The 19,903-nt window shown below is 69.8% G+C and carries 21 protein-coding genes; 17 read left to right on the top strand and 4 right to left on the bottom strand.

Annotated elements, in window-relative coordinates:
• The first annotated feature begins 43 nt into the window (after nt 1-43).
• From ACIQBL_RS03095 to ACIQBL_RS03110, 4 genes are read left to right on the top strand one after another with little or no spacing between them, the layout of a single operon-like run.
• Nucleotides 44-277 carry a hypothetical protein gene (locus ACIQBL_RS03095; RefSeq protein WP_401936066.1) on the top strand — a complete coding sequence of 78 codons (234 nt, stop codon included), beginning with the start codon at nt 44-46 and terminating at the stop codon, nt 275-277.
• Nucleotides 274-867 carry a pilus assembly protein TadG-related protein gene (locus tag ACIQBL_RS03100; protein ID WP_401937029.1) on the top strand — a complete coding sequence of 198 codons (594 nt, stop codon included), beginning with the start codon at nt 274-276 and terminating at the stop codon, nt 865-867. The genes ACIQBL_RS03095 and ACIQBL_RS03100 overlap by 4 nt, the downstream gene beginning before the upstream one ends.
• 34 nt (nt 868-901) lie before the next feature.
• Nucleotides 902-1,486: a hypothetical protein gene (locus tag ACIQBL_RS03105; RefSeq protein ID WP_401936068.1), complete on the top strand. Its 585-nt coding sequence runs from the start codon at nt 902-904 to the stop codon at nt 1,484-1,486.
• A 7-nt stretch (nt 1,487-1,493) separates the two neighbouring features.
• Nucleotides 1,494-2,129, top strand: a complete 636-nt coding sequence (locus tag ACIQBL_RS03110; protein WP_401936071.1) for an OmpA family protein — start codon at nt 1,494-1,496, stop codon at nt 2,127-2,129.
• Between the two features lie 7 nt (nt 2,130-2,136).
• Here ACIQBL_RS03110 and ACIQBL_RS03115 read toward each other — a convergent pair whose 3' ends face one another.
• Together ACIQBL_RS03115 and ACIQBL_RS03120 are read right to left on the bottom strand one after the other, a co-directional pair.
• Nucleotides 2,137-2,328: a hypothetical protein gene (locus ACIQBL_RS03115; protein ID WP_401936073.1), complete on the bottom strand. Its 192-nt coding sequence runs from the start codon at nt 2,326-2,328 to the stop codon at nt 2,137-2,139.
• Nucleotides 2,329-2,338: 10 nt separating this feature from the next.
• On the bottom strand, nt 2,339-3,190 hold the full coding sequence (locus tag ACIQBL_RS03120; protein WP_401936075.1) for a helix-turn-helix domain-containing protein: 852 nt from the start codon (nt 3,188-3,190) through the stop codon (nt 2,339-2,341).
• Between the two features lie 253 nt (nt 3,191-3,443).
• Between ACIQBL_RS03120 and ACIQBL_RS03125 the strand changes: the two genes are divergently transcribed.
• The 5 genes from ACIQBL_RS03125 to ACIQBL_RS03145 all read left to right on the top strand — a co-directional run bounded on the left by ACIQBL_RS03125 (nt 3,444) and on the right by ACIQBL_RS03145 (nt 8,964).
• Nucleotides 3,444-3,953 (top strand): ATP-binding protein, encoded by a 510-nt coding sequence (locus ACIQBL_RS03125; RefSeq protein ID WP_401936077.1) that lies wholly within the window; start codon nt 3,444-3,446, stop codon nt 3,951-3,953.
• A 52-nt stretch (nt 3,954-4,005) separates the two neighbouring features.
• Entirely contained in the window at nt 4,006-4,380 is a 375-nt protein-coding gene (locus ACIQBL_RS03130) for a type II toxin-antitoxin system RelE/ParE family toxin (RefSeq protein WP_401936080.1), read from the top strand.
• Nucleotides 4,377-4,715 (top strand): helix-turn-helix domain-containing protein, encoded by a 339-nt coding sequence (locus ACIQBL_RS03135; protein ID WP_401936082.1) that lies wholly within the window; start codon nt 4,377-4,379, stop codon nt 4,713-4,715. Before ACIQBL_RS03130 ends, ACIQBL_RS03135 begins: the two co-directional genes overlap by 4 nt.
• Before the next feature lie 431 nt (nt 4,716-5,146).
• Nucleotides 5,147-7,636, top strand: a complete 2,490-nt coding sequence (locus tag ACIQBL_RS03140) for a hypothetical protein (protein WP_401936085.1) — start codon at nt 5,147-5,149, stop codon at nt 7,634-7,636.
• A 47-nt stretch (nt 7,637-7,683) separates the two neighbouring features.
• Complete coding sequence (locus ACIQBL_RS03145; protein WP_401936087.1) at nt 7,684-8,964, top strand: hypothetical protein; 1,281 nt, start codon at nt 7,684-7,686, stop codon at nt 8,962-8,964.
• A 27-nt stretch (nt 8,965-8,991) separates the two neighbouring features.
• On the opposite strand, the gene ACIQBL_RS03150 is transcribed toward ACIQBL_RS03145, so the two are convergent.
• Nucleotides 8,992-9,357, bottom strand: coding sequence for a DUF192 domain-containing protein (locus ACIQBL_RS03150; RefSeq protein ID WP_401936089.1), 366 nt, complete (start codon nt 9,355-9,357; stop codon nt 8,992-8,994).
• Nucleotides 9,358-9,480: 123 nt separating this feature from the next.
• Between ACIQBL_RS03150 and ACIQBL_RS03155 the strand changes: the two genes are divergently transcribed.
• Together ACIQBL_RS03155 and ACIQBL_RS03160 are read left to right on the top strand one after the other, a co-directional pair.
• Nucleotides 9,481-10,485, top strand: coding sequence for a prepilin peptidase (locus ACIQBL_RS03155; RefSeq protein WP_401936092.1), 1,005 nt, complete (start codon nt 9,481-9,483; stop codon nt 10,483-10,485).
• A 107-nt stretch (nt 10,486-10,592) separates the two neighbouring features.
• Nucleotides 10,593-11,465, top strand: a complete 873-nt coding sequence (locus tag ACIQBL_RS03160; RefSeq protein WP_401936093.1) for an LLM class flavin-dependent oxidoreductase — start codon at nt 10,593-10,595, stop codon at nt 11,463-11,465.
• Between the two features lie 58 nt (nt 11,466-11,523).
• Here ACIQBL_RS03160 and ACIQBL_RS03165 read toward each other — a convergent pair whose 3' ends face one another.
• Complete coding sequence (locus ACIQBL_RS03165; RefSeq protein WP_401936095.1) at nt 11,524-12,057, bottom strand: DinB family protein; 534 nt, start codon at nt 12,055-12,057, stop codon at nt 11,524-11,526.
• Nucleotides 12,058-12,107: 50 nt separating this feature from the next.
• Here ACIQBL_RS03165 and ACIQBL_RS03170 point away from each other — a divergent pair, with 50 nt between their 5' ends.
• The 6 genes from ACIQBL_RS03170 to ACIQBL_RS03195 all read left to right on the top strand — a co-directional run bounded on the left by ACIQBL_RS03170 (nt 12,108) and on the right by ACIQBL_RS03195 (nt 19,779).
• Nucleotides 12,108-12,902 (top strand): methyltransferase domain-containing protein, encoded by a 795-nt coding sequence (locus ACIQBL_RS03170; protein ID WP_401936097.1) that lies wholly within the window; start codon nt 12,108-12,110, stop codon nt 12,900-12,902.
• A gap of 766 nt (nt 12,903-13,668) precedes the next feature.
• A complete protein-coding gene (locus ACIQBL_RS03175) occupies nt 13,669-14,442 on the top strand; it encodes an isoprenyl transferase (RefSeq protein WP_401936099.1) in 774 nt (257 codons plus the stop codon).
• 310 nt (nt 14,443-14,752) lie between these two features.
• Nucleotides 14,753-16,078, top strand: coding sequence for a PhoH family protein (locus ACIQBL_RS03180; protein WP_401936101.1), 1,326 nt, complete (start codon nt 14,753-14,755; stop codon nt 16,076-16,078).
• Nucleotides 16,079-16,470: 392 nt separating this feature from the next.
• Nucleotides 16,471-17,187 carry a lytic transglycosylase domain-containing protein gene (locus ACIQBL_RS03185; RefSeq protein WP_401936103.1) on the top strand — a complete coding sequence of 239 codons (717 nt, stop codon included), beginning with the start codon at nt 16,471-16,473 and terminating at the stop codon, nt 17,185-17,187.
• Nucleotides 17,188-17,327: 140 nt separating this feature from the next.
• Nucleotides 17,328-18,686, top strand: a complete 1,359-nt coding sequence (locus ACIQBL_RS03190) for an AI-2E family transporter (RefSeq protein ID WP_401936105.1) — start codon at nt 17,328-17,330, stop codon at nt 18,684-18,686.
• A gap of 136 nt (nt 18,687-18,822) precedes the next feature.
• The gene (locus ACIQBL_RS03195) at nt 18,823-19,779 is read left to right on the top strand and encodes a LysR substrate-binding domain-containing protein (protein WP_401936107.1); all 957 of its coding nucleotides are present in this window, start codon (nt 18,823-18,825) and stop codon (nt 19,777-19,779) included.
• Nucleotides 19,780-19,903: the final 124 nt, after the last annotated feature.

Below are 19,903 nucleotides of genomic sequence, written 5' to 3' on the forward strand. Positions count from 1 at the left end.
GGCGACGAGGAAGCCGGTAACGCGTCACTCGGAGGGGAACACCATGAGCGACCTGATGCTGAAGACCGCCGTCGCGACCAAGGTCCGCGTGAACGGCTGGAAGAACACGACCGTCGCGGCCGTCCAGCGCCGGGCCGGCGACAAGGGGCAGACCGCGGTGGAGTACCTGGGGATCATCGCGGTGGTGGTGGCGATCGTGCTGGCGATCACGGGCACGAACATCGGTCAGACGATTCTCGGCAAGATCGAGGCGCAGGTCGCCAAGGTCGCTCCCTGACGCGACTTCGCCGGTACGGCGATGCAGGGCAGGCCTTCCCCATCTACATCACGGTGGTGGGGGGCCTGCTCTTCCTTGCGTTCGCCTACTTTGCGGTCGGCCAGGCCGCGGTGGATCGGAACGGTGCCCAGACAGCCGCCGACGCGGCTGCGCTCGCGGCGGCGCAGGACACCCGAAAACAACTCGCGGACGAGTGGGTGCAGGACGTACTCGACCCGACCAAGTGGCAGGACATCTTCGACGGCCTGGGAGCGGGCAACTCCTGCTGGCGTGCCGATCAACTCGCCGCGCAGAACGATGCGCACAGAACCGGTTGCGACCAGGGCGTCCTGGACTACAAGGTCGAGGTCCAGACCGACAAGCCCGTCGGAAAGTCCCTTGTCCCCGGCACGGAGCGCCGATACGCGCACGCGACCGCCAGAGCCGTGATCGAGCCGCTCTGTACGTTCCAGCTCCCGGGTGGGGGTACCGGGAACAACGTACTACCGCAGCTCACCTGCAGGGACGGGAGGAAATGGGACCTGAACCCGACTGATCTCACCCATCTCCCCGAACCCCAGGACCTGTTCGACGTCCATCTGGCCGACTGACAAGCGAATGACGAGTGGTGAAGGAAGCAGAGTGATGAGCATTCGGTTCACTGCGAAGGTCCGCAGGGGGATGGTCGCGTTGACCGTCGCGGCCGGGCTGGCCGTCGGGCTGGCCGGCTGCGGCGGTGGCGGTGGCGGTGGCGACAAGAAGCCGGACACGTCGGCATCGGCGTCCAAGGGCAGTGGATCCCAGCCGAGTGCTCAGGAGGGGCAATCGGAAGCGCCCTTGGCCGAACTCCAGGGCGCGGACGGTCTGTTGCTCCAAGTCACCTCTGCCAAACGCGACTCGGGCGGCTTTGTCACCGTGAGTGGCACGCTGAAGAACGACGGGGCCAAGTCGGTCGTCGTTCCCCCTCAGACGAGTGGTAACGAGACCGAGATCATCGCGCATGGCCCCTCGCTCGGCGGTGCCACCCTGGTGGACTCCCAGGGCAAGAAGCGCTACTACGTCCTGCGCGACACCGACGGGCGCCCACTGACGACGACCGGTCTTTCGACCCTCGAAGCGGGACAGACCCTTCCGGTCTTCATGCAGTTCCCGGCCCCGCCGACGACCACGACCGAGGTCGCTTTGCAGATCCCGACCTTCGCCAGCGGCACCATCAAGATCTCCGGGTGAGGCCACAGTGACCACCACTCCCCGTCTCGCCCTCGTCGTCACCGCCGCCACGATCATGGTCGCCGCGAACATCGTCGGCGCGGTCGCGGCCCACGCCGACGACACCCCGAGCCCCAGCGTCCCCCCGGGCACCGAGGTCTCGGCCTCCGCCCCGGTGAAGGTCGACCCGAACGACCCGGACCTGAAACTCCCCGAGGGCGCGACCCTCGCCGCCCCCAAGGTCCTGGACATCAAGTCGGTCGTCGAGGACCAGGGCGGTGAGGAACGCCGTGAGGACACCAACTCGGACGTCACCTTCGCCCTCCAGGCCGAGGTCCTCTTCGGCAAGGACAGCTCCAAGCTGAGCGCCGCGGCGAAGTCCCGTATCGACGCGATCGCCCAGGAGATCAAGAAGCAGAACGCGACAACGGTCCGCGTCTTCGGCTTCACCGACAACCTCGGCTCGTCCGCACACGGCGACGTCCTCTCCAAACAGCGCGCCGACGCCGTACAGGCCGTCCTGGACTCGGACTTGAACGACCCGAACATCACCTTCGAGGTACGCGGCTACGGCGAGCAGTACCCGATCGCCGACAACTCCACGGAAGCGGGCCGCAAGAAGAACCGAAGGGTCGAGGTGACGTTCCCGCGCACGGGGGGCTGACTCACGTCTACAACAGATGGTCCGCTTTCCCCGCCTTGATGTCCCGGATGAGGGTACGGAGCGCATCGCGGCTGTCGGTGAGGTACTGGTCTTCCTGCCCGGCGACCGCGATGTAGGCGTTGCCGTTGTCGTCGGTGCCTATGCGGAAGCAGTTGTTGCCCTCCCCGCAGTACGGGGCTTCCCAGTTGATGCCGGTCATGGTGGCCTCCTCAGAGTTCGCGGGCGGCGTTGCGGATGAGGTCGCGCGAGGCCGCCTGGGACGGCGCCGCGTTGTCCATCCAGTCCAAGTGGGCACGGTACTTGGCGAGTTGAGCCTCCGCACCGGTGAATTCCGGCCCGTGCGCGGAGTCCAGCTGCACGGTGTCGAGTTGGGGCACGGCCCCGTCCGCGTACAACAGCGCGTGCCCCGCCCCCGGGAAGCCGCCGACGCTGGTGGGGATGATCCGTACGTCGACGGAGTCACGCTCGGACTGTGCGGCCAGGTGCTCCAGTTGCTGCCGAGTCGCCTCGGCGCCGCCGTACGGCATGCGCAACGCGGCTTCATGGACGTAGGCGACGTACGGAAGGGGTTCGGGCCGGTCGAAGACCTGCTGGCGTTCCATGCGATGGGCTACTCGCAGTTCGACCTCCAGCCGGCTCAACGGCGGGAGTACGGCGGCGAATACGGCGCGCGCGTACTCCTCGGTCTGGAGGAGTCCGGGTACGTGCATGACCTGCGCGGTCCGCACGCGCGCGCCGTGCCACTCCAACTCGGCGATGTCCAGCAGTCCTGCGGACAGGGTGCCCCGGTACCGCTCCCACCACCCGCGTTCCTTGCCCTCGGCCATGAGCGCCAGGGCCTCGACGTAACTCTCGTCCGTGCAGCCGTAGTTGCAGGCGAGCGTACGGATGCGCTCGGCCGAGAAGGGGCGAATGCCCGACTCCATGTTGGACAGCCGGGTGCGGTCGATTCCGAGCAGCCCGGCGGCGTACTCCGTGGTGGCCTCCGCCGTGAGGCGCATCCTCCGCAACTCGGCACCCAGTCGCTTCTGCCGCTCCGTCGGCGTACTTCTTGTCGCCATGCCGCCCTTCTCCCGCTGAGGTGCAGTCAGTCTGCCAGCAGATGAGTGATGGGGGTAATTATCTCCAATCAGGTGGACACTGTGACTCCACTGCCTCTACATTCAGTGACGGGTCGACTACGACCCCTCCGCCGAACCGGAAGCGCATCGCGCGTGCCCGCCCGCATCTCCTCCCCTGGGAGGGGTGGGCCCGTGTCAGGGAGACAGGCCACCGCGCGGAGCGTCAACCCGCCCTCCGACCAAGGGAGTTGCCATGCCCGGAACGATGACCTCCTGCCAGACCCCACCCCTCACCGACGTACCCCACGCCCCTCCGACCCCCGAAACCCTCACCTACGGCCTCACGCTCCCCGCGGCCCCGCCGAGTCCCGCGATCGCCCGCACCGCGACCCGTTCGATCCTCCAGGCGCACGGCCTCGCCGACATGGCGGACGCGGCCGTACAGAGAGTGAGCGAACTGGCCGCCTGCGCCTGCCGTCTCACCCCCGCCGCCGAGGTCTACGTATCGCTCCGCTACCGCGACGGCGCCCTCCGGGTGATCCTCTACGACGCCCACCCCCGCCACACCAACCCCCGCCTCGCGGCGGCCTGCGACTCCCGCCGCCGGGCCACGTTGCGGGTCCTGTCCTGTGTGGTCCGGGCCTGCGCCGGCGACTGGGGCTTCGGCGAGGCACGCGAACCGGGCGGCGGGACCCGGATGTGGGCGGTGCTGCCGCGGGCGGGCGCGCGGGGTTACCTGGCCGATGGACGCACATATGAGTGACGGCGCTCAGGAATCCGGCTCCTCGCCTTGCGTGCCCCGTTACGTTCGCGCAGTGACCGAGCTGTACGTGATCGAACTGGAGCCGGAAGTGAGGGCCTGGCTGGAGGCCCTGCCTCCACAGCACTACCGCCAGGCGGAGGAGAAGGCTGAGCTGTTGGCCGGATCTCCGACGACCCTGAGTGAGCCGCACTCTCGTAACCTGGGAGAGGGCGTGCGGGAACTGCGCTTCATGCTGGGCGGCAACGCCATGCGGGTTGCTTACTGGCTGGCGCCCGGTCGCCGGATCGTCCTGCTCACAGTGTTCCGCAAGACAAGAATGCGGGAAGAAGCGGAGGTCAAGCGCGCCATGCTGGCGAAGGAGCTGTGCGAAGCTGAGCACGGACCCGCGCATGACGAGTTCACCCGTGAGTTCCGGGAGGTGCTGTGAACCACACCCGCTGGAAGCTGTCGCGGGAACGGCGAGTCGCGGAAGGCTATGTCGAACCCCCTGAAGTGGTCGCCGAGCGTGAGCAGATCCGGCTTGCTCACGAACTGGGGCAACTGGTCTACGACCGTCGTAAGGCCCTGGGGCTTACTCAAGTGGCCTTGGGTGAGCGGCTCGGCATGAGTGCGGACTCCGTGGAGGCCGTCGAGTTGGGTGGCATGCTCCCCCTTACCGCGGATCTGCTGGTCCGGCTTTCCACGGCGCTCGATGTCGCGGTGGACCTGCACGTGGTCGCGGAGGGTCACAACAAGGTTGTGTTCGACGATCACGCGGCGTGACTGACGGGGCGTGGCCCCTGCTGTCGCGGAGCGATGATCGGCTGGATGGTGAGTGAGGGGCCACGTATCCGTGTCACTCTCACTCCCCAGCCGGTCAAGGCCAGGGCCGACCGCACACACGTCCTGCCGGCCGAACAGTTCGGGCACTACGTGGCGGACGAGAACTCCGCAGCGATGCGCCGCACAATGCGTGAGGCGTCTGCCTCGTACCGATTTGCTCGCATACGGGGTGTAGCAGCTCTGCCTCTCGGCCCGGCCGCCTCAGCACCTGGCGCAGGAGAACCGTGACCTTCCGGGTAGGTCTTGAGCCAAGGGGCCCACCCGGGACTTGGGTACCGATTTGGGCCCACGGACCCATCTCGGGCACTCACCCTCTCTCTAACCTCTGGAAGTTCTGGCGGTGTTGAGCGAAATCGGGGGACGGGGGAGACATGGCCTCGATCGGGGGAGTCGGCGGGCGCGGTGGGCCGAGCGGGCGTCGGGAGATGCCGGTGCCGCTCGCCACCGCGCTGGTGCTGGTGCACACACTCTTCGCGGTCACCGTCGTCGGCGGGCTCGGTCTGCTGATGACCGCCGCGTCGTACGACGCCCTCGACGGCCAGGTCGTCGCCCTCGTCGCCTACGCCGCCGCGCCCGGCGTCCTCGGCTGGTGGCTGGCCCGGCGGAGCGGGGAGGGCGGGACCCGGGTCCGGCGTGGACTCGTCGCCGTACAGGCCTGGTTGATCCTCGGCGGTGTCGTCAACCTCGCCTCCGGCTCCGCGCGCGGCGGCCTGCAACTCCTCCTCCCGATCCTCGTCCTCTTCTTCCTGTTCCGCCCGGAGAGCCGCCAGTGGTACGGCCTCACCGCACCGGAACGCGTCGAGCGCCGCCCGTTCTCCCTGTCCCGGCTGATCCGCTGGCGCCGGGACGAGGGGCAGACGGCGGTTGAGTACGCCGGGTTCATCGCCATCGTCGCCGCCATCATCACCGCCCTGCTCGTCAGCGGCCTCGGCACCCAGATCTTCACCGGCATCCAGTCGGAGATCTGCAAGGTCACGGGCATGTCCTGCCCGGCTCAGGCCGGCGGCAACACGGACGTGACCGCGCAAAACGGCAACGGGAACGGCAACGGCAACGGCAACGGCAATACCGACGGCGGCACCGGCACCACAGGCGGCACCGGCACGACTACCACCACCACCGACCCGACCGACGACAAGAAGACAACCCCCGCCGACGGCAAGAAGGACGACGGCTGCTTCTCCGGCGTCGGCGCCTTCTTCGGCTGCGCCGGCAACCAGATCAAACAAGTCGGCCAGGGCCTCTTCGTCGACGGCATCTGGGGCGACCTGACCGGTATCTACGACATGGTCCGCCACCCGATCGACACCGTGAAGGGCATCGGCGACTACGGCAAGCAACTCGGCGACGACTGGTCGAAGAACTCCAAGGACGCCGGCAAGAAGTGGTCCGACGGCGACTACGGCGGCGCCCTGTGGGACTGGGGCAGCGCCTCGGTGAAGACGGGCGGCAAGGTCCTCTACGACGTGTTCATCGGCGACGAGGTCGCCAAGGACTGGAACAACGGCGACAAGACCCGAGCCGTCACCCACGTCATCTGGAACATCGGCTCCCTCTTCATCCCGGGCTACGACATCGGCAAGGTCGGCGAGAAGATCGGCGACCTCGGCAAGATCGGCAAGCTGGGCAAACTCGGCAAGTTCGCCGAGAAGGCGGCCGAGGCGGCGGAGGAGGCGAAGAGGGCGGCCAAGGCAGGGGACGTCGCCGGTGCCGAGAAGGCCGCCAAGGAGGCCGACGAGGCGGCGGCGGAAGCGGAGAAGAAGGCCCGGCAGACCGGCTGCCTGGTCGGCGCGCCCAACCGCCGGATCCCGTACGACGACACCGCCCCGGACACCCCCGGTACCCTCACCGGCTCCTCCGGCACCGGCACCACGGTCCTGGCCGCCGGCGGCTCCCCGTACGTCGTACTCGCCCAAGGCGGCGGCTGCGACGGAGACGCCGAGAAGGAGGCCGAGGACGCCCGCAAGAAGGCGGACGAGGCCGACGCGGCGGCCCGCACCGCCGAGCTGCAACACGCTGCGGACGAGGCGAAGAAGGCCATCACGGACGCCAAGGACAAGCAGAAGACGCCCAAGGGCGACCGGTTCACGCTCGACGAGAAGAAGATCGACGACCTCGTCGCCAAGGCCAAGGACAACCCGGACCTGAGCAAGGGGGAGATCGGGAAGGCCGAACTGACCCAGTCCCTCAAGGACTTGGCGGACATGCTGAAGAACACGGCCATCGACAGCCAGAGCCGCGGTTCGCTCGGCGGCACCGTGCTCAGGGCCGGCGACCGCTACCAACTGGCCGAAGCCATGGCCGAGGTCAAGGCCGCGACGCGTGCCGCGGACGATGCCGCCGAGGGCACCAAGGTCTATGCCGGCGTCGGCGCGAAGAAGGGCCGCCAGACCGTGGACATGGGCGACGGCACCACCGCCGATCTCAGCGGCATCGACGACGCCGACGTGGTCTACAAGGGCAAGGACGGCACCCTCAACGTCGTGGAGGTCAAGAACACGGGGCAGGCCGCAACCCAGGCCTCGATCCGTGCCCAGGCGCAGAAACTGGCCGACTGGCAGAAGGCGAACCCCGGTCGGAAGGCCCGCTACGAGATCGAGACGCAGGACGGCTGGGACAAGGTGTTCGACGGCTTCCAGAAGGACAAGAAGACCGGCACCGTCCCGGACGGCACGCCCGCGCAGACCCTCGCCGACAACGGCCTCGACCTGCGCGTCGCCGGACAGGACATCTCGGCGCAGCAGCTCAAGGCGATGAACGACGCGTGGAGCAGGAAGACTCCGGCCGAACGGCAGGCGGCCCGGGACTCGGGCAAGATGAAGGACCCGAAGACCGCCATGCAGTACCTGGGTGTCTCCTGATGCGGAGTGGACGTGGCGGACGACGAGAGGAACGGAGGGACCGGACCGTGACCGCACATCACCTGCTGCCCGCGGCCATGCGCCGGCTCCCACCCCCGTGGAACGACCTGACCCCGGAACGCGGGCAGCGCCTCCACGACCTTCCCCACACGGAGGCGAACGAGCGTGCCGCTCTCGACGCACTGACCGCCGCGCTCTCCGACCCGCCACCGTCGCTCGCGCCGCGCGCCTGGAGCGAGGAGTCATGGGAGTTCTACGACCGCATCCGCCAAGAGGCCGGGCACCGGCTGGCCCAAGTCATGCCGACGGCAGGCCAGTTCACCCGTGAGGGCGTGAGCGACGTACTCGGGGAGTGGGCGGCCACGGCACGGCCATCGGTACCGGCCTGGTGGCTGGAGAACCAACTCGATCTGATCGCGGACGCGTTGACCCACTCCATGCTGTCGGCCTGGACCCACGACGTGCTGCACTGGCTCCAGCGGCATCCCCACGACGAGGCAGACATCGCGGCGGTCGCGGAACGATGCGCGGTGAACGGCCTCGCCGCCCACGACGCCGTGAGTCTCCTACGGCACCTCGGCACGCCCCACGGCGAGCGGGCCCTGCTCGGTCTCGTGCGGGACGACAGAGTGGGCGACGAGAGCACTCGCGCCTGGGCGAGGGACTCCCTGATGCTGCTGCGCCGCCCCGGCTACGAGGCCCGCGCGCGCCAACCGGCGCAGGGAGAACACCCCTTGCTGCCTCCCGCCGTGCGCGAACTCCCCTACAGCTGGGCCGCCGGCTTCCAGTGGCCCGCCGAACTCCCGGAAACCGCGGACAACATCGCCCGCGCCCGCGCGATCCTCCAGGCCTGCGCGCCGACCGCACCCCTACCAGAAGCCGTCCCCGGCCCCGACCCCGACCGGACCGGCGACGAGGACGACGAGCAGCAGCCCGCCTGGCTCGAAATCCGCAGGGTGATGCGGGAGTTCATGCCGTACGCGAACCTGGTCACAGAGGAACGGATGACGGAGGCGACGCGCGAGTGCGCCCTGCTCGACATCCCCGGCGTACCGCCCGACCCGAACAGCGAGGAGGCCGCCCACTTCGCCCGGCGCTGGGTGACATGGATCAGCGGCTGGATCGCCGGCGAGGTCTTCACCTGGCTCGGCATGTACGTCGACGACGACACCCTCGTCACCCCGTGGGCGATGGAACTCGCCGAGCGGTACGCCCGGTTCGGCTTCGTCCCCGACCAGGCCGTGGCGATGCTGCGCTGGCACGACACCGTGCCCCGCAGCCGTGAGGCACTGGCCCGACTGACGGCCGACGGCACGCTGCCGCAGTGACCCCCCGCCCACCTGCCCCTCACACCCCTACTCCGTCTCCACCCCCACTCGGTCCCCCACCCCCACCCCCCACTCCGCCATAACCCCCGCCTCCGCCTCCAGCACATGCCGGGACCGGAACCGCGGCAGCCCCAGCCGCCCCGGTTTCATCGTGTGGACGGCGACGACCTCCAGGTTCCGGTCCAGGTACGCCACGTCGATCGGGAAGCGCATCCGGAACGTGTGCACACTGCTCGCCGGTGAGAGCAGCATCGCCCCGTCGATCCCGTCCCGGCCGAGCAGCCCCTTCGTCCGGGCCCGGTACGAGGTCGCGAGCTCCAGCCGGACCGCGACCGCCCCCGCGGCCCCCCGCACGATCAGCTTGCCCCGCCCGTCATTCCAGCGTCGCCCCATGTCAGGTCACCTTCCTGCGCCACAACGGATCCGGTGTCAACCGACCGTATCCACCCGGGAGTAGGCCCTACATGGGCCCACGGACCCATGTCCCCGCCCGCCGTATCCGGATATCGTCCCGGCGTGCGCCTGATTCTGATCCTCGTGGGTGCCCTGTGGGGCGCGTGGTCGGGCCTCCTGCTGCCCCGCGCAGCCCACCGCCTCTCCGTGGACCCCGAGGAACCCTGGAACGGCGAGTGCCCCGACGGCCACCCCATCAAGGGCACGCTCGACGGCTGGCTCGGCCGCGCCCACTGCACCGGCACGACCGGCACTACCGATACCACCGGCACTACCGATACCACCGGCACGACCGGCACGACCGGCACGACCGGCACGACCGGCACGACCGGCACGACCGATACCACCGGCACTACCGATACGACCGGCACCCCCGAAACCCCCGGCACGACCGGCGCGACCGATACGACCGGCGCGACCGATACCCCCGGCACCCCCGAAACCCCCGGCATCCCCGAGACCACCAACACCACCAACCCGCACGCCCCGACACCACCCCCGGCCCACACCCCCTGCGGCCCCTACGGCCCCCGCACCCCCGCCGTATCCACCGCGACCGCCCTCATCTGCGCCACCCTCGCCGCGGCCACCGGCCCCCGCCCTGAACTCGTCGTCTGGCTGCTCGGCGCCCCCGTCGCCGTCCTCCTCGCGCTGGTCGACCACCGCGTCCACCGCCTCCCCGACGTCCTCACCCTCCCCCTCGCCGCGGCCACCCTCGCCCTCCTCGGCATCGCGGCCGTGCTTCCCGCCGACGCCGGTTCCTGGTTCACCGCGCTGCTCGGCGGACTCGCGCTCGGTGCCACGTACTTCGTGCTGTACGTCATCAACCCGGCCGGCATGGGCTTCGGCGATGTGAAACTCGCCCTCGGCCTCGGAATCGCCCTCGGCTGGTACGGCTGGCCGGTGCTCGTCGCGGGCGGCTTCGCGGGAGTGCTGTACGGCGCGGTGTACGGCCTCGGCATGGTCGCCCTGCGCCGGGCGGGCCGTAGGACGGCGATCCCGCTGGGGCCGTTCATGCTCGGCGGCGCGTTCACGGGTCTGCTGCTGGGCGCGTTCGCGGCGGCGTGAGACGGTGACGAGCCCCGAACCGGTGAGGAGCCCCGAACCGGTGACGATCGATCCCGCCGACGCGTAAAGCTGTTGTCCGCCCCGCCCCCGCCGGGTAGGAAGAACCCATGACTGGACTCGGCGCTGTGTTCCGGCCCCAACTTCCCCCCGAGCGACTGCGAGCGGTGGTCCAACTCGCCGATACCGCCGGGCTCGAGGAACTCTGGCTCTGGGAGGACTGCTTCCGCGAGGGCGGCATCTCGGCCGCCGCAGCCGCGCTCGCGTGGAGCGAGCGGGTGCGGATCGGGGTGGGACTGCTGCCCGTGCCGTTGCGGAACGTCGCCATCACCGCGATGGAGGCCGCCACGCTGCACCGGCTGTTCCCGGGGCGCGCCGTCCTCGGCGTCGGCCACGGCGTACAGGACTGGATGGGACAGGTCGGGGCGCGCGTCGAGTCCCCGGTGACCCTGCTGCGCGAGCATCTCGACGCGCTGCGCGCCCTGTTGCGCGGGGAGCGGCTCACGACCGCCGGACGCTACGTCACGCTCGACGACGTCGGCCTCGACTGGCCGCCGGACGGTCCCGTCGAGATCCTCGCCGGCGCCACCGGCCCCCGCACCCTCCGCCTCTCCGGCGCTGCGGCCGACGGCACGATCCTCACCGCGAGCACCGCACCGGACGGCGTCCGCCGGGCCCGTCAACTCATCGACGAGGGACGGGAGTCGGCCGGCCGCACCGAGCCGCACAGGGTGGTCGTCTATCTCCTCACCGCCACCGGTCCCGACGCCGCCGCCCGACTGCGCGCCGAACTCGCCGACGAGGGCCTGGAGTCGGTCCCCGACCTCGGCGTCGCCGGCGACGCGGGCACCGTCGCGAAGGCCGTCCAGCGTCTCGCGGAGGCCGGCGCCGACACGGTCGTCCTCCAGCCCACCGGCGACGAACCCGACCCGGAGGGCTTCGTACGCTTCGCGGCGGAGGAGGTCAGGGCACTCGTCCCCTGAACACCGCCTCCGTCCCCTGCACGCCGCCTCCGTCCCCCCGCCGACCACCACCCGTCGGCTACGACGGCCGATGGTCCCCGGCCGCCCCGTCGATCAGTTCCCGCACGATGTCCATGTGCCCCGCGTGTCTCGCCGTCTCCTCGATGAGATCGACCAGCACCCAGCGCAGCGACACCGAGTGCTGCCGCCACGGAGGCCGGCCGACCGCGTCCAGCGGCAGTTCCGTGATCACGCGGTCGGCGGCGGCGCGCGCACGGCCGTAGAAGGCGACGATCTGTTCCGTCGTCTCGTCCGGGCCCGCGCGCATGTCCTCGCCTTTGTACGGGTCGAACCACAGCGGCTCCACCTCGCGGCCGAAGCTCTCCACGAACCAGCCGTACTCCACCGAGGCCAGATGCTTCACCAGCCCGAGAAGGCTCGTGCCCGAGGGTGTCATCGGGCGTCTGGCCTGCTCCTCGTCCAGCCCGTCGAGCTTCCACAGCACCGCGTCCCGGACCCGGTCCAGGCTCGCGTGCAGCGTCGCCTTCTCGTCGCCGTGGTACGGCAGGCCCGCATCCGTGTCGCCCCTGTTGTCGTCCCCGTCGTTCACCATGCTTCGGAAACTAGCAGCGCCCACTGACAACGCCCTGCGACCATCGCCCCATGGACAACAGCAGGAGCTTCGAGGCCCTCGTCGCGGAAGGCGTCGCCGTTCCCACCGAGGGCTGGGACTTCTCCTGGTTCGAGGGCCGGGCCACCGAGGCACGCCCCTCATGGGAATACGCGCGCACCGCAGGGGACCGTCTCACCTGGGCGAACACCGTCCTGGACGTCCAGACCGGGGGAGGGGAGGTCTTCGACTTCGCCCTGAGCCGGGCCGCCGCACAGCCCCCCATGCTCGCCGCCGCCACCGAGGGCTGGCCGCCGAACGTCGCCCAGGCCACCGCGCTGCTCCGCTCGCGCGGTGTCGTGGTGGTCGCCGCGCCCGCCGACGCCCCGCTGCCCTTCGCCGACGCCGCCTTCGACCTCGTCCTGAGCCGCCATCCGGTCCGCGCCAACTGGCCCGAGATCGCCCGCGTCCTGCGCCCCGGCGGCACCTACTTCGCCCAGCACGTGGGCCCCCGCAGCGCCTTCGAACTCGTCGAGCACTTCCTCGGCCCGCAGCCGGAAGCGGTGAGCGGCGCCCGCGACCCCGAGCGCGAACGGGCCGACGCCGAGGCCGCGGGCCTGGAGATCGTCGCACTGCGCGCCGAGCGGCTGCGCATGGAGTTCTACGACATCGCGGCCGTCGTCCACTTCCTCCGCAAGGTGATCTGGATGGTCCCCGACTTCACGGTCGAGGCCTACGAGCCCGAACTCCGCGCTCTGCACGAGCGGATCGAGGCCACGGGCCCGTTCGTGGCCCACAGCACCCGCCACCTCTTCGACGCCCGCAAGCCGCACGCGCGCCGCACGTAGATTGCCCCCGGCCCAACTTCCCGGCGCCGCAGGCCATTTGGCGAAATCCAGCGGGTCACCGGGCCGTAGCCGTGCGGGCTCGTGCACGTGACTTTGCTGCCGTGGTTCGGACCGAAGCGCGGGGCACCGCACGTCCTCCCCACGCGCACGGGGTTTTCACATCGTTATCGAGATCGACTCGCCTCCCGCCCACCTCCTCACGTAAGTTCGGACCAAGGTAATTCGCGTGAGCAAAGCTGCGCGGTCGGCGCCGCGCGGTGGAGGGGGCCGCGCGGTGCCCCTGCCCGTCAAGCGGGCGTTCGCTGACGCCGTCACCCGTGCGGGCGACACGCCGCGGTCGGCGGAAAACCTCCACGTTCTCCCCGGAATCCGCTGTGAACCGGCCATGATCAGGGCCGGAATCGGGACTTCCACGGCCCTCGACATGTTGTCGGCCGACTTCGGAGAGTAGTTGTGGCACGCCGATGCACGCAGCATCACTTACGAAGGGTTATGGTGGAAACCCCCCCCTCGGGCCGGTCCGTATCCCCCCCACGGACCGGCCCGATTTTTTTGTGCCGTGCGGCGGCGACCCCCGCACCCCCCCCGCACCCTCCTCGTACTCCCCCTCGCACCCCCTGGCACCCCCTCGCACCCGCCGAAGGCGACCCGAGCCCGACCTTCGTGTCGAACCGGGATGAGCCCAGACACCCCTTGGGGGAACGGCGCCGTTGCGGGGGTAGGCTTCGCAGCCGGGGACTGCCATCCATGGAGGGGCTGACAACACGTGAACCTGCGCGACACCCTGCGCCGCCTGCTGGTCAGGTTCTACGTACGCAGGGTGGGAGGCCATCTCGACCACACCCAGGTGCCCAAGCACATCGGCGTCATCATGGACGGCAACCGGCGCTGGGCGAAGGCGGCGGGCTCCACCACCGTCCAGGGACACCAGGCCGGCGGCGACAAGATCGAGGAGTTCCTCGGCTGGTGCAGCGAGACGGACGTCGAGGTCGTCACCCTGTGGCTGCTGTCGACGGACAACTTCGACCGCCCCCAGGAAGAACTCGGCCCGCTGCTCGGCATCATCGAGAACGTCGTCAGTTCCCTCGCCGCGGACGGCCGTTGGCGCGTGCACCACGTCGGCACCCTCGACCTGCTGCCCTCGGGCATGCAGTCCGTCCTCAAGGAGGCGCAGGAGTCCACCGCGCACGTCGACGGGATACTCGTCAACGTCGCCATCGGCTACGGCGGTCGCCAGGAGATCGCCGACGCGGTCCGCTCGATGATCCTGGACGCCGCCGACAAGGGCACCTCGATGGAGGAGCTCGCCGAGCACGTGGACGTCGACCTCATCGGCAAGCACCTCTACACCGGCGACCAGCCCGACCCCGACCTGGTGATCCGCACCAGCGGCGAGCAGCGGCTGTCCGGCTTCATGCTCTGGCAGACGGCCCACTCCGAGTACTACTTCTGCGAAGTCTTCTGGCCGGCCTTCCGCAAGGTGGACTTCCTGCGCGCCATGCGTGACTACGCGGCGCGACACCGGCGTTACGGCGGATGACGGGCAAGTCGCCGCGAGTACCCCGATTGGTGCAGAAGTAACAAGGAGTTCACCGGGGCGCCGTCATATGCCGTGGCATGGCGGCGCATGTTCGAGGGCATAAGCCAAGCAGGTCGACGCCCGAACCACGGGTGTCGTATCTCAGCGGACGGCACGGGGCCGTCCGCCCGGGAGGCCCTTTGCACCAGTTCGACCGTGCGGTCAGTACGGGCGAGACGGAGGGCCGGTCTCCGGCCCGCGCATCGCGGCCTGGACCGGTCCAGCTCCTCTCCGTCGCTCCCCGACCTCTTCCGAGGGGGTACGTCCTTCCGTGGTGACCAGCACAAAGCGCCGTATGCCTGACCGGCGCACCTATGTTCTCGACACCAGCGTTCTGCTGGCCGACCCGAACGCGCTGAACCGCTTCGACGAGCACGAAGTCGTGCTGCCGATCGTCGTGGTCACAGAGTTGGAGGCCAAGCGGCACCATCCCGAGCTCGGCTACTTCGCCCGGCAGGCCCTGCGCCTGCTCGACGAGTTCCGGGTCCGGCACGGTCGCCTCGACGCCCCCATCCCGATCGGGGAACTCGGCGGCACCGTCAGGGTCGAGCTCAACCACTCGGACCCCAGCGTGCTGCCCAGCGGCTACCGCCTGGGGGACAACGACTCCCGCATCCTCGCGGTCGCCCGCAACCTGCAGGCCGAGGGGTACGACGTCACAGTCGTGTCGAAGGACCTTCCGCTCAGGATCAAGGCCTCGTCCGTCGGGCTCCTCGCCGAGGAGTACCGCGCGGAACTGGCCATCACGGGCTCCTCCGGCTGGACCGGAATGTCCGAACTGACCCTGCCGGGCGAACAGGTGGACATCCTCTTCGAGGAAGGACGTGTCTACGTCCCCGACGCCGCCGACCTTCCCGTCCACACCGGTCTCACCATCCAGTCCGAGCGCGGCAAGGCGCTGGGCCGGGTCACGGCCGACGGCAACGTCCGTCTCGTGCGCGGCGACCGGGAGGCGTTCGGCATCAAGGGCCGCAGCGCGGAGCAGCGCATCGCGCTGGATCTGCTGCTCGACCCGGACATCGGGATCCTGTCCATGGGAGGCCGGGCCGGCACCGGCAAGTCCGCGCTCGCGCTCTGCGCGGGCCTGGAGGCGGTCCTGGAGCGCCGCCAGCACAAGAAGGTGATGGTCTTCCGGCCGCTGTACGCGGTGGGCGGACAGGAACTGGGCTATCTGCCCGGCTCCGAGGCCGACAAGATGGGCCCGTGGGCCCAGGCGGTCTTCGACACGCTGTCCGCGGTCACCAGCCGCGAGGTCATCGAGGAGGTCACCGCCCGCGGGATGCTGGAGGTCCTGCCGCTCACCCACATCCGCGGCCGCTCGCTGCACGACGCGTTCGTGATCGTGGACGAGGCACAGTCCCTGGAGCGGAACGTCCTGCTGACCGTGCTGTCCCGCATCGGCGCCAATTCACGGGTGGTCCTCACCCATGACGTGGCCCAGCGGGACAACCTGAGGGTCGGTCGCTACGACGGTGTCGTCGCCGTGGTGGAGAAGCTGAAGGGCCACCCGCTCTTCGCGCATGTGACCCTGACGAGGTCCGAGAGGTCCCAGATCGCGGCGCTTGTGACCGAAATGCTGGAGGACGGCCAGATCTGAGGTAATTGAGGCCGTATTCAGGCCAGTTGGCGCCGTCCCGAAAAGCCGATGAGCTTAGCGGGGCGGCGCTTCGGCGTCCCGCTGTTTCTCCAAATCCCCTGGGGCAAACGGGATGTGAGCTTTCACACGCAACTCGGAATTGCCACCCGGCGTCCGGTTACGGCAGAGTCTCGTTCCTGTCAGGCCCCGCATACGACACACGTGTACCCCCAGCGGTACGCACCACATGAGCATCACCGTCAACTCCACAGCGAAGTCGTATGCCGCCCGCTCTCCACGCGGCGCTCCCCTCGCGGGAGTTGCCCACCGGGCCCGTGCCTCCCGTGACCCCGCAGTTGGGAGGCCAGCGTTCAGGGGCACGATTGCGTCCGCCAGGGTCACCGAAGCGGACGATGCTGGAAGGAAACCGTGTGAGCCGGATTTCGGTCCGGGGATTCGCAGTGGCCTCGGCCACCGCGGTCACCGCCGTCGGAAGCGTCGTAGGCGTTGCCTCGGGCAGCGTCGCACAGGCGCAGAACAATGACGCCGAGACGACGGCAGCCGACACCACGCTCCTGGCGGACATCCCCACGGGCCAGCAGGCCCAGGTCCAGACCGCCTCCTTGACGCAGCAGGCCGACGCCCAGGCGATCCAGGCCGACGCGAGCGCCAAGAAGGACGCGGAGGAGTCGGCCCGCCTGGCCGCCGCCAAGACAGCGGTCGCCAAGAAGGCCGCCGCCGAGAAGGCGGAGAAGCTGGCCAAGGAGAAGGCCCAGGCGAAGAAGGCCGCCGCCAACGCGAGCAGCTCCTCGTCGAGCTACCCGCAGCAGGGCTCCTACACGGTCTCCGAGATCCAGTCGATGGCCGCCTCGATGGTGCCCAGCGGCCAGTTCCAGTGCTTCAGCAACATCGTGGACCACGAGTCCAGCTGGAACTACCGCGCGGTCAACGCCTCGTCCGGCGCCTACGGCCTCTTCCAGGCCCTGCCCGGCTCCAAGATGTCGTCCGTCGGTTCCGACTGGCAGACGAACCCGGCCACGCAGATCAAGTGGGGCCTCCAGTACATGAACGAGCGCTACGGCAGTCCCTGTGACGCCTGGACGTTCTGGCAGGCCAACCACTACTACTAGGCCCGGCCCGCGCGTCGACAGCTCAACCTTCCGAAGCCTCTCCCCGTCCTATGGGGAGGGGCTTCGGCCATGTACGGTCGGACACGCAACGGGCTCCAGGGGGAGGAGTGGTGGGGACGGACGGGGGAAGAGGGCGGATCATGTCGCGAGTGCCAGGGTGGCTCGGCCGGCTCGGCAACGGGCTGAGCGAGATGGGGGAGCGCTTGGACGAGCGGCGCGCCGAGGTGGAGAAGGAACACACGGAGGCGGACCCCGATCCCGACTCCGACCCCAAGCCAGAACCCGAGCGGTCCCCCGAGACCCCCCACTTCACGGAACCCGTACCGGTACCCGTACCCGTCACCATCGCCCGTGACCGTCCCGACCCCGCGCTCGCCGTGCCGTGGGGTGTGCGGGTGGCCGCCGAGGCGGGCTGGCGACTGCTGATCCTGGCCGGCACCGTCTGGGTGCTGATGCGGGTCATCAGCGCCGTCCAGCTGGTGGTGCTCGCCTTCGTCGCCGCTCTGCTCATCACGGCCCTGCTCCAGCCGACGGTGGCCCGCCTGATCCGCTACGGCTTTCCGCGCGGGGTGGCCACGGCGCTCACCGCGATCCTCGGCTTCGTCGTGATGGGGCTGATCGGCTGGTTCGTGACCTGGCAGGTCATGGCGAACATCGACAACCTCTCCAACCAGGTCCAGAACGGCGTCGACGACCTGCGCAACTGGCTGCTGAAGGGCCCGTTCCACGTCACCGAGAAGCAGATCAACCAGATCGCGAAGAACCTCCGCGAGGCCATCGGCGCCAACACCGACCAGATCACCTCGGCCGGCCTGGAGGGCGTCCAGGTGATCGTGGAAGCCCTGACCGGCATCCTCCTGACAGTCTTCTCCACCCTCTTCCTCCTCTACGACGGCCCGCGCATCTGGCAGTGGGCGCTGAAGCTGGTGCCCGCGGCGGCCCGGCCGGCGATGGCGGGCGCGGGTCCGCGCGCCTGGCGCACGCTGACGGCCTACGTCCGCGGCACGGTGATAGTGGCGTTCATCGACGCGGTCTGCATCGGCATCGGCATCTACTTCCTCGGTGTGCCGATGGCCGTGCCGCTCGCCGTCTTCATCTTCCTGTTCTCGTTCATCCCGCTGGTCGGCGCGGTGGCCTCCGGCGCGCTGGCGGTCGTCGTCGCGCTCGTCACCCAGGGTGTGTTCACGGCCCTGATGACCCTGGCCGTCGTCCTCGCCGTCCAGCAGATCGAGGGCCACATCCTCCAGCCGTTCATCCTGGGCCGCGCGGTCCGCGTCCACCCGCTCGCGGTGGTCCTCTCGGTCGCGGCGGGCGGCATGATCGCGGGGATCGGCGGGGCGGTGGTGGCGGTGCCGCTGGTGGCGGTACTGAACTCGGTCGTCGGCTACCTCAAGTCGTACTCCCAGGATCCACCCCCGAGCCAGTCGCCGAAGCCGAGAGGCGCTACGGCCGTGTCCTCGACGCCTGTCGACCCCCCACCGCCGGACCAGGCCCCGTAACTGACTCCCGTTTCCACCCACCCACCCGTTCACCGACAGCCGAAGTCACTCCGCCAGTACGGCCCCGATCCCCCTCCAACGTGCATTGATTGCGGGAATAGCTACACTGGGGCACGTTGATCGGAGGCGGTTATCAGTGACCGTTGGTAACACGAGTAAGCGGCGCCAGCCCAGCCTGGCCCAGCTGCGCGCCTTCTCCGCGGTCGCCGAGCACCTCCACTTCCGGGACGCCGCGACCGCGATCGGCATGAGCCAGCCCGCCCTCTCCGGCGCCGTCGCCGCGCTGGAGGAGACCCTCGGCGTCACCCTCCTGGAGCGCACCACCCGCAAGGTGCTGCTCTCGCCCGCCGGCGAGCGGCTCGCCGTACGGGCGCGGGCCGTGCTGGAGGAGGTCGGGGCGCTGATGGCGGAGGCGGAGGCCGTGCGCGCGCCGTTCACCGGGGCGCTGCGCCTCGGGGTCATCCCGACCGTAGCGCCGTATCTGCTGCCGACCGTGCTGGGGCTGGTGCACGACCGGTACCCGGACCTCGACCTCCAGGTGCACGAGGAGCAGACCGCGAACCTGTTGGAGGGGCTGACCACCGGACGCCTCGACCTGCTGCTGCTCGCCGTGCCCCTCGGGATGCCCGGAGTCGTCGAACTCCCCCTGTTCGACGAGGACTTCGTGCTCGTCACCCCGCTCGGCCACGACCTCGGCGGCCGGTCCGGCATCCCGCGCGAGGCGCTGCGCGAGCTGAACCTGCTGCTCCTCGACGAGGGGCACTGCCTGCGCGACCAGGCGCTCGACATCTGCCGGGAGGCGGGGCGGGAGGACGCCCCGGTCACCACGACCGCGGCCGGACTCTCCACCCTGGTGCAGCTGGTCGCCGGCGGGCTCGGGGTCACGCTGCTGCCGCGCACCGCTGTACGGGTCGAGGCGACCCGCAGCGACCAACTCCTCACCGGGTACTTCGCGGAGCCCGCCCCGACCCGCCGGATCGCCCTCGTGATGCGCACCGGAGCGGCCCGCCGCGCCGAGTACCAGGAGCTGGCCGCAGCCCTTCGGGAAGCCCTGCGGCCGTTGCCCGTAAGGGTGTGGGGCACCGGCAACTGACCCGTCCCCGTTCGGTCAAATGAGCGCCGTACAAAGGAAATCGAACGGCGGGAATTCTCAACTTCCGTCAGCCGCAGGCAGGTAGGAAGAACCCGTCCGGAATATGCGCCCGGACTGATACACC

The organism is Streptomyces sp. NPDC088350, assembly GCF_044753545.1.
Taxonomy (GTDB): Bacteria; Actinomycetota; Actinomycetes; order Streptomycetales; family Streptomycetaceae; genus Streptomyces.

Excerpts from the sequence above, each read along its gene's own strand:
- ACIQBL_RS03095 (WP_401936066.1), top strand. The coding sequence starts at position 44 with ATGAGCGACCTGATGCTGAAGACCGCCGTCGCGACCAAGGTCCGCGTG.
- ACIQBL_RS03105 (WP_401936068.1), top strand. The coding sequence starts at position 902 with ATGAGCATTCGGTTCACTGCGAAGGTCCGCAGGGGGATGGTCGCGTTG.
- ACIQBL_RS03115 (WP_401936073.1), bottom strand. The coding sequence starts at position 2,328 with ATGACCGGCATCAACTGGGAAGCCCCGTACTGCGGGGAGGGCAACAAC.
- ACIQBL_RS03120 (WP_401936075.1), bottom strand. The coding sequence starts at position 3,190 with ATGGCGACAAGAAGTACGCCGACGGAGCGGCAGAAGCGACTGGGTGCC.
- ACIQBL_RS03125 (WP_401936077.1), top strand. The coding sequence starts at position 3,444 with ATGCCCGGAACGATGACCTCCTGCCAGACCCCACCCCTCACCGACGTA.
- ACIQBL_RS03140 (WP_401936085.1), top strand. The coding sequence starts at position 5,147 with ATGGCCTCGATCGGGGGAGTCGGCGGGCGCGGTGGGCCGAGCGGGCGT.
- ACIQBL_RS03150 (WP_401936089.1), bottom strand. The coding sequence starts at position 9,357 with ATGGGGCGACGCTGGAATGACGGGCGGGGCAAGCTGATCGTGCGGGGG.
- ACIQBL_RS03160 (WP_401936093.1), top strand. The coding sequence starts at position 10,593 with ATGACTGGACTCGGCGCTGTGTTCCGGCCCCAACTTCCCCCCGAGCGA.
- ACIQBL_RS03165 (WP_401936095.1), bottom strand. The coding sequence starts at position 12,057 with ATGGTGAACGACGGGGACGACAACAGGGGCGACACGGATGCGGGCCTG.
- ACIQBL_RS03170 (WP_401936097.1), top strand. The coding sequence starts at position 12,108 with ATGGACAACAGCAGGAGCTTCGAGGCCCTCGTCGCGGAAGGCGTCGCC.
- ACIQBL_RS03185 (WP_401936103.1), top strand. The coding sequence starts at position 16,471 with ATGCTGGAAGGAAACCGTGTGAGCCGGATTTCGGTCCGGGGATTCGCA.
- ACIQBL_RS03190 (WP_401936105.1), top strand. The coding sequence starts at position 17,328 with ATGTCGCGAGTGCCAGGGTGGCTCGGCCGGCTCGGCAACGGGCTGAGC.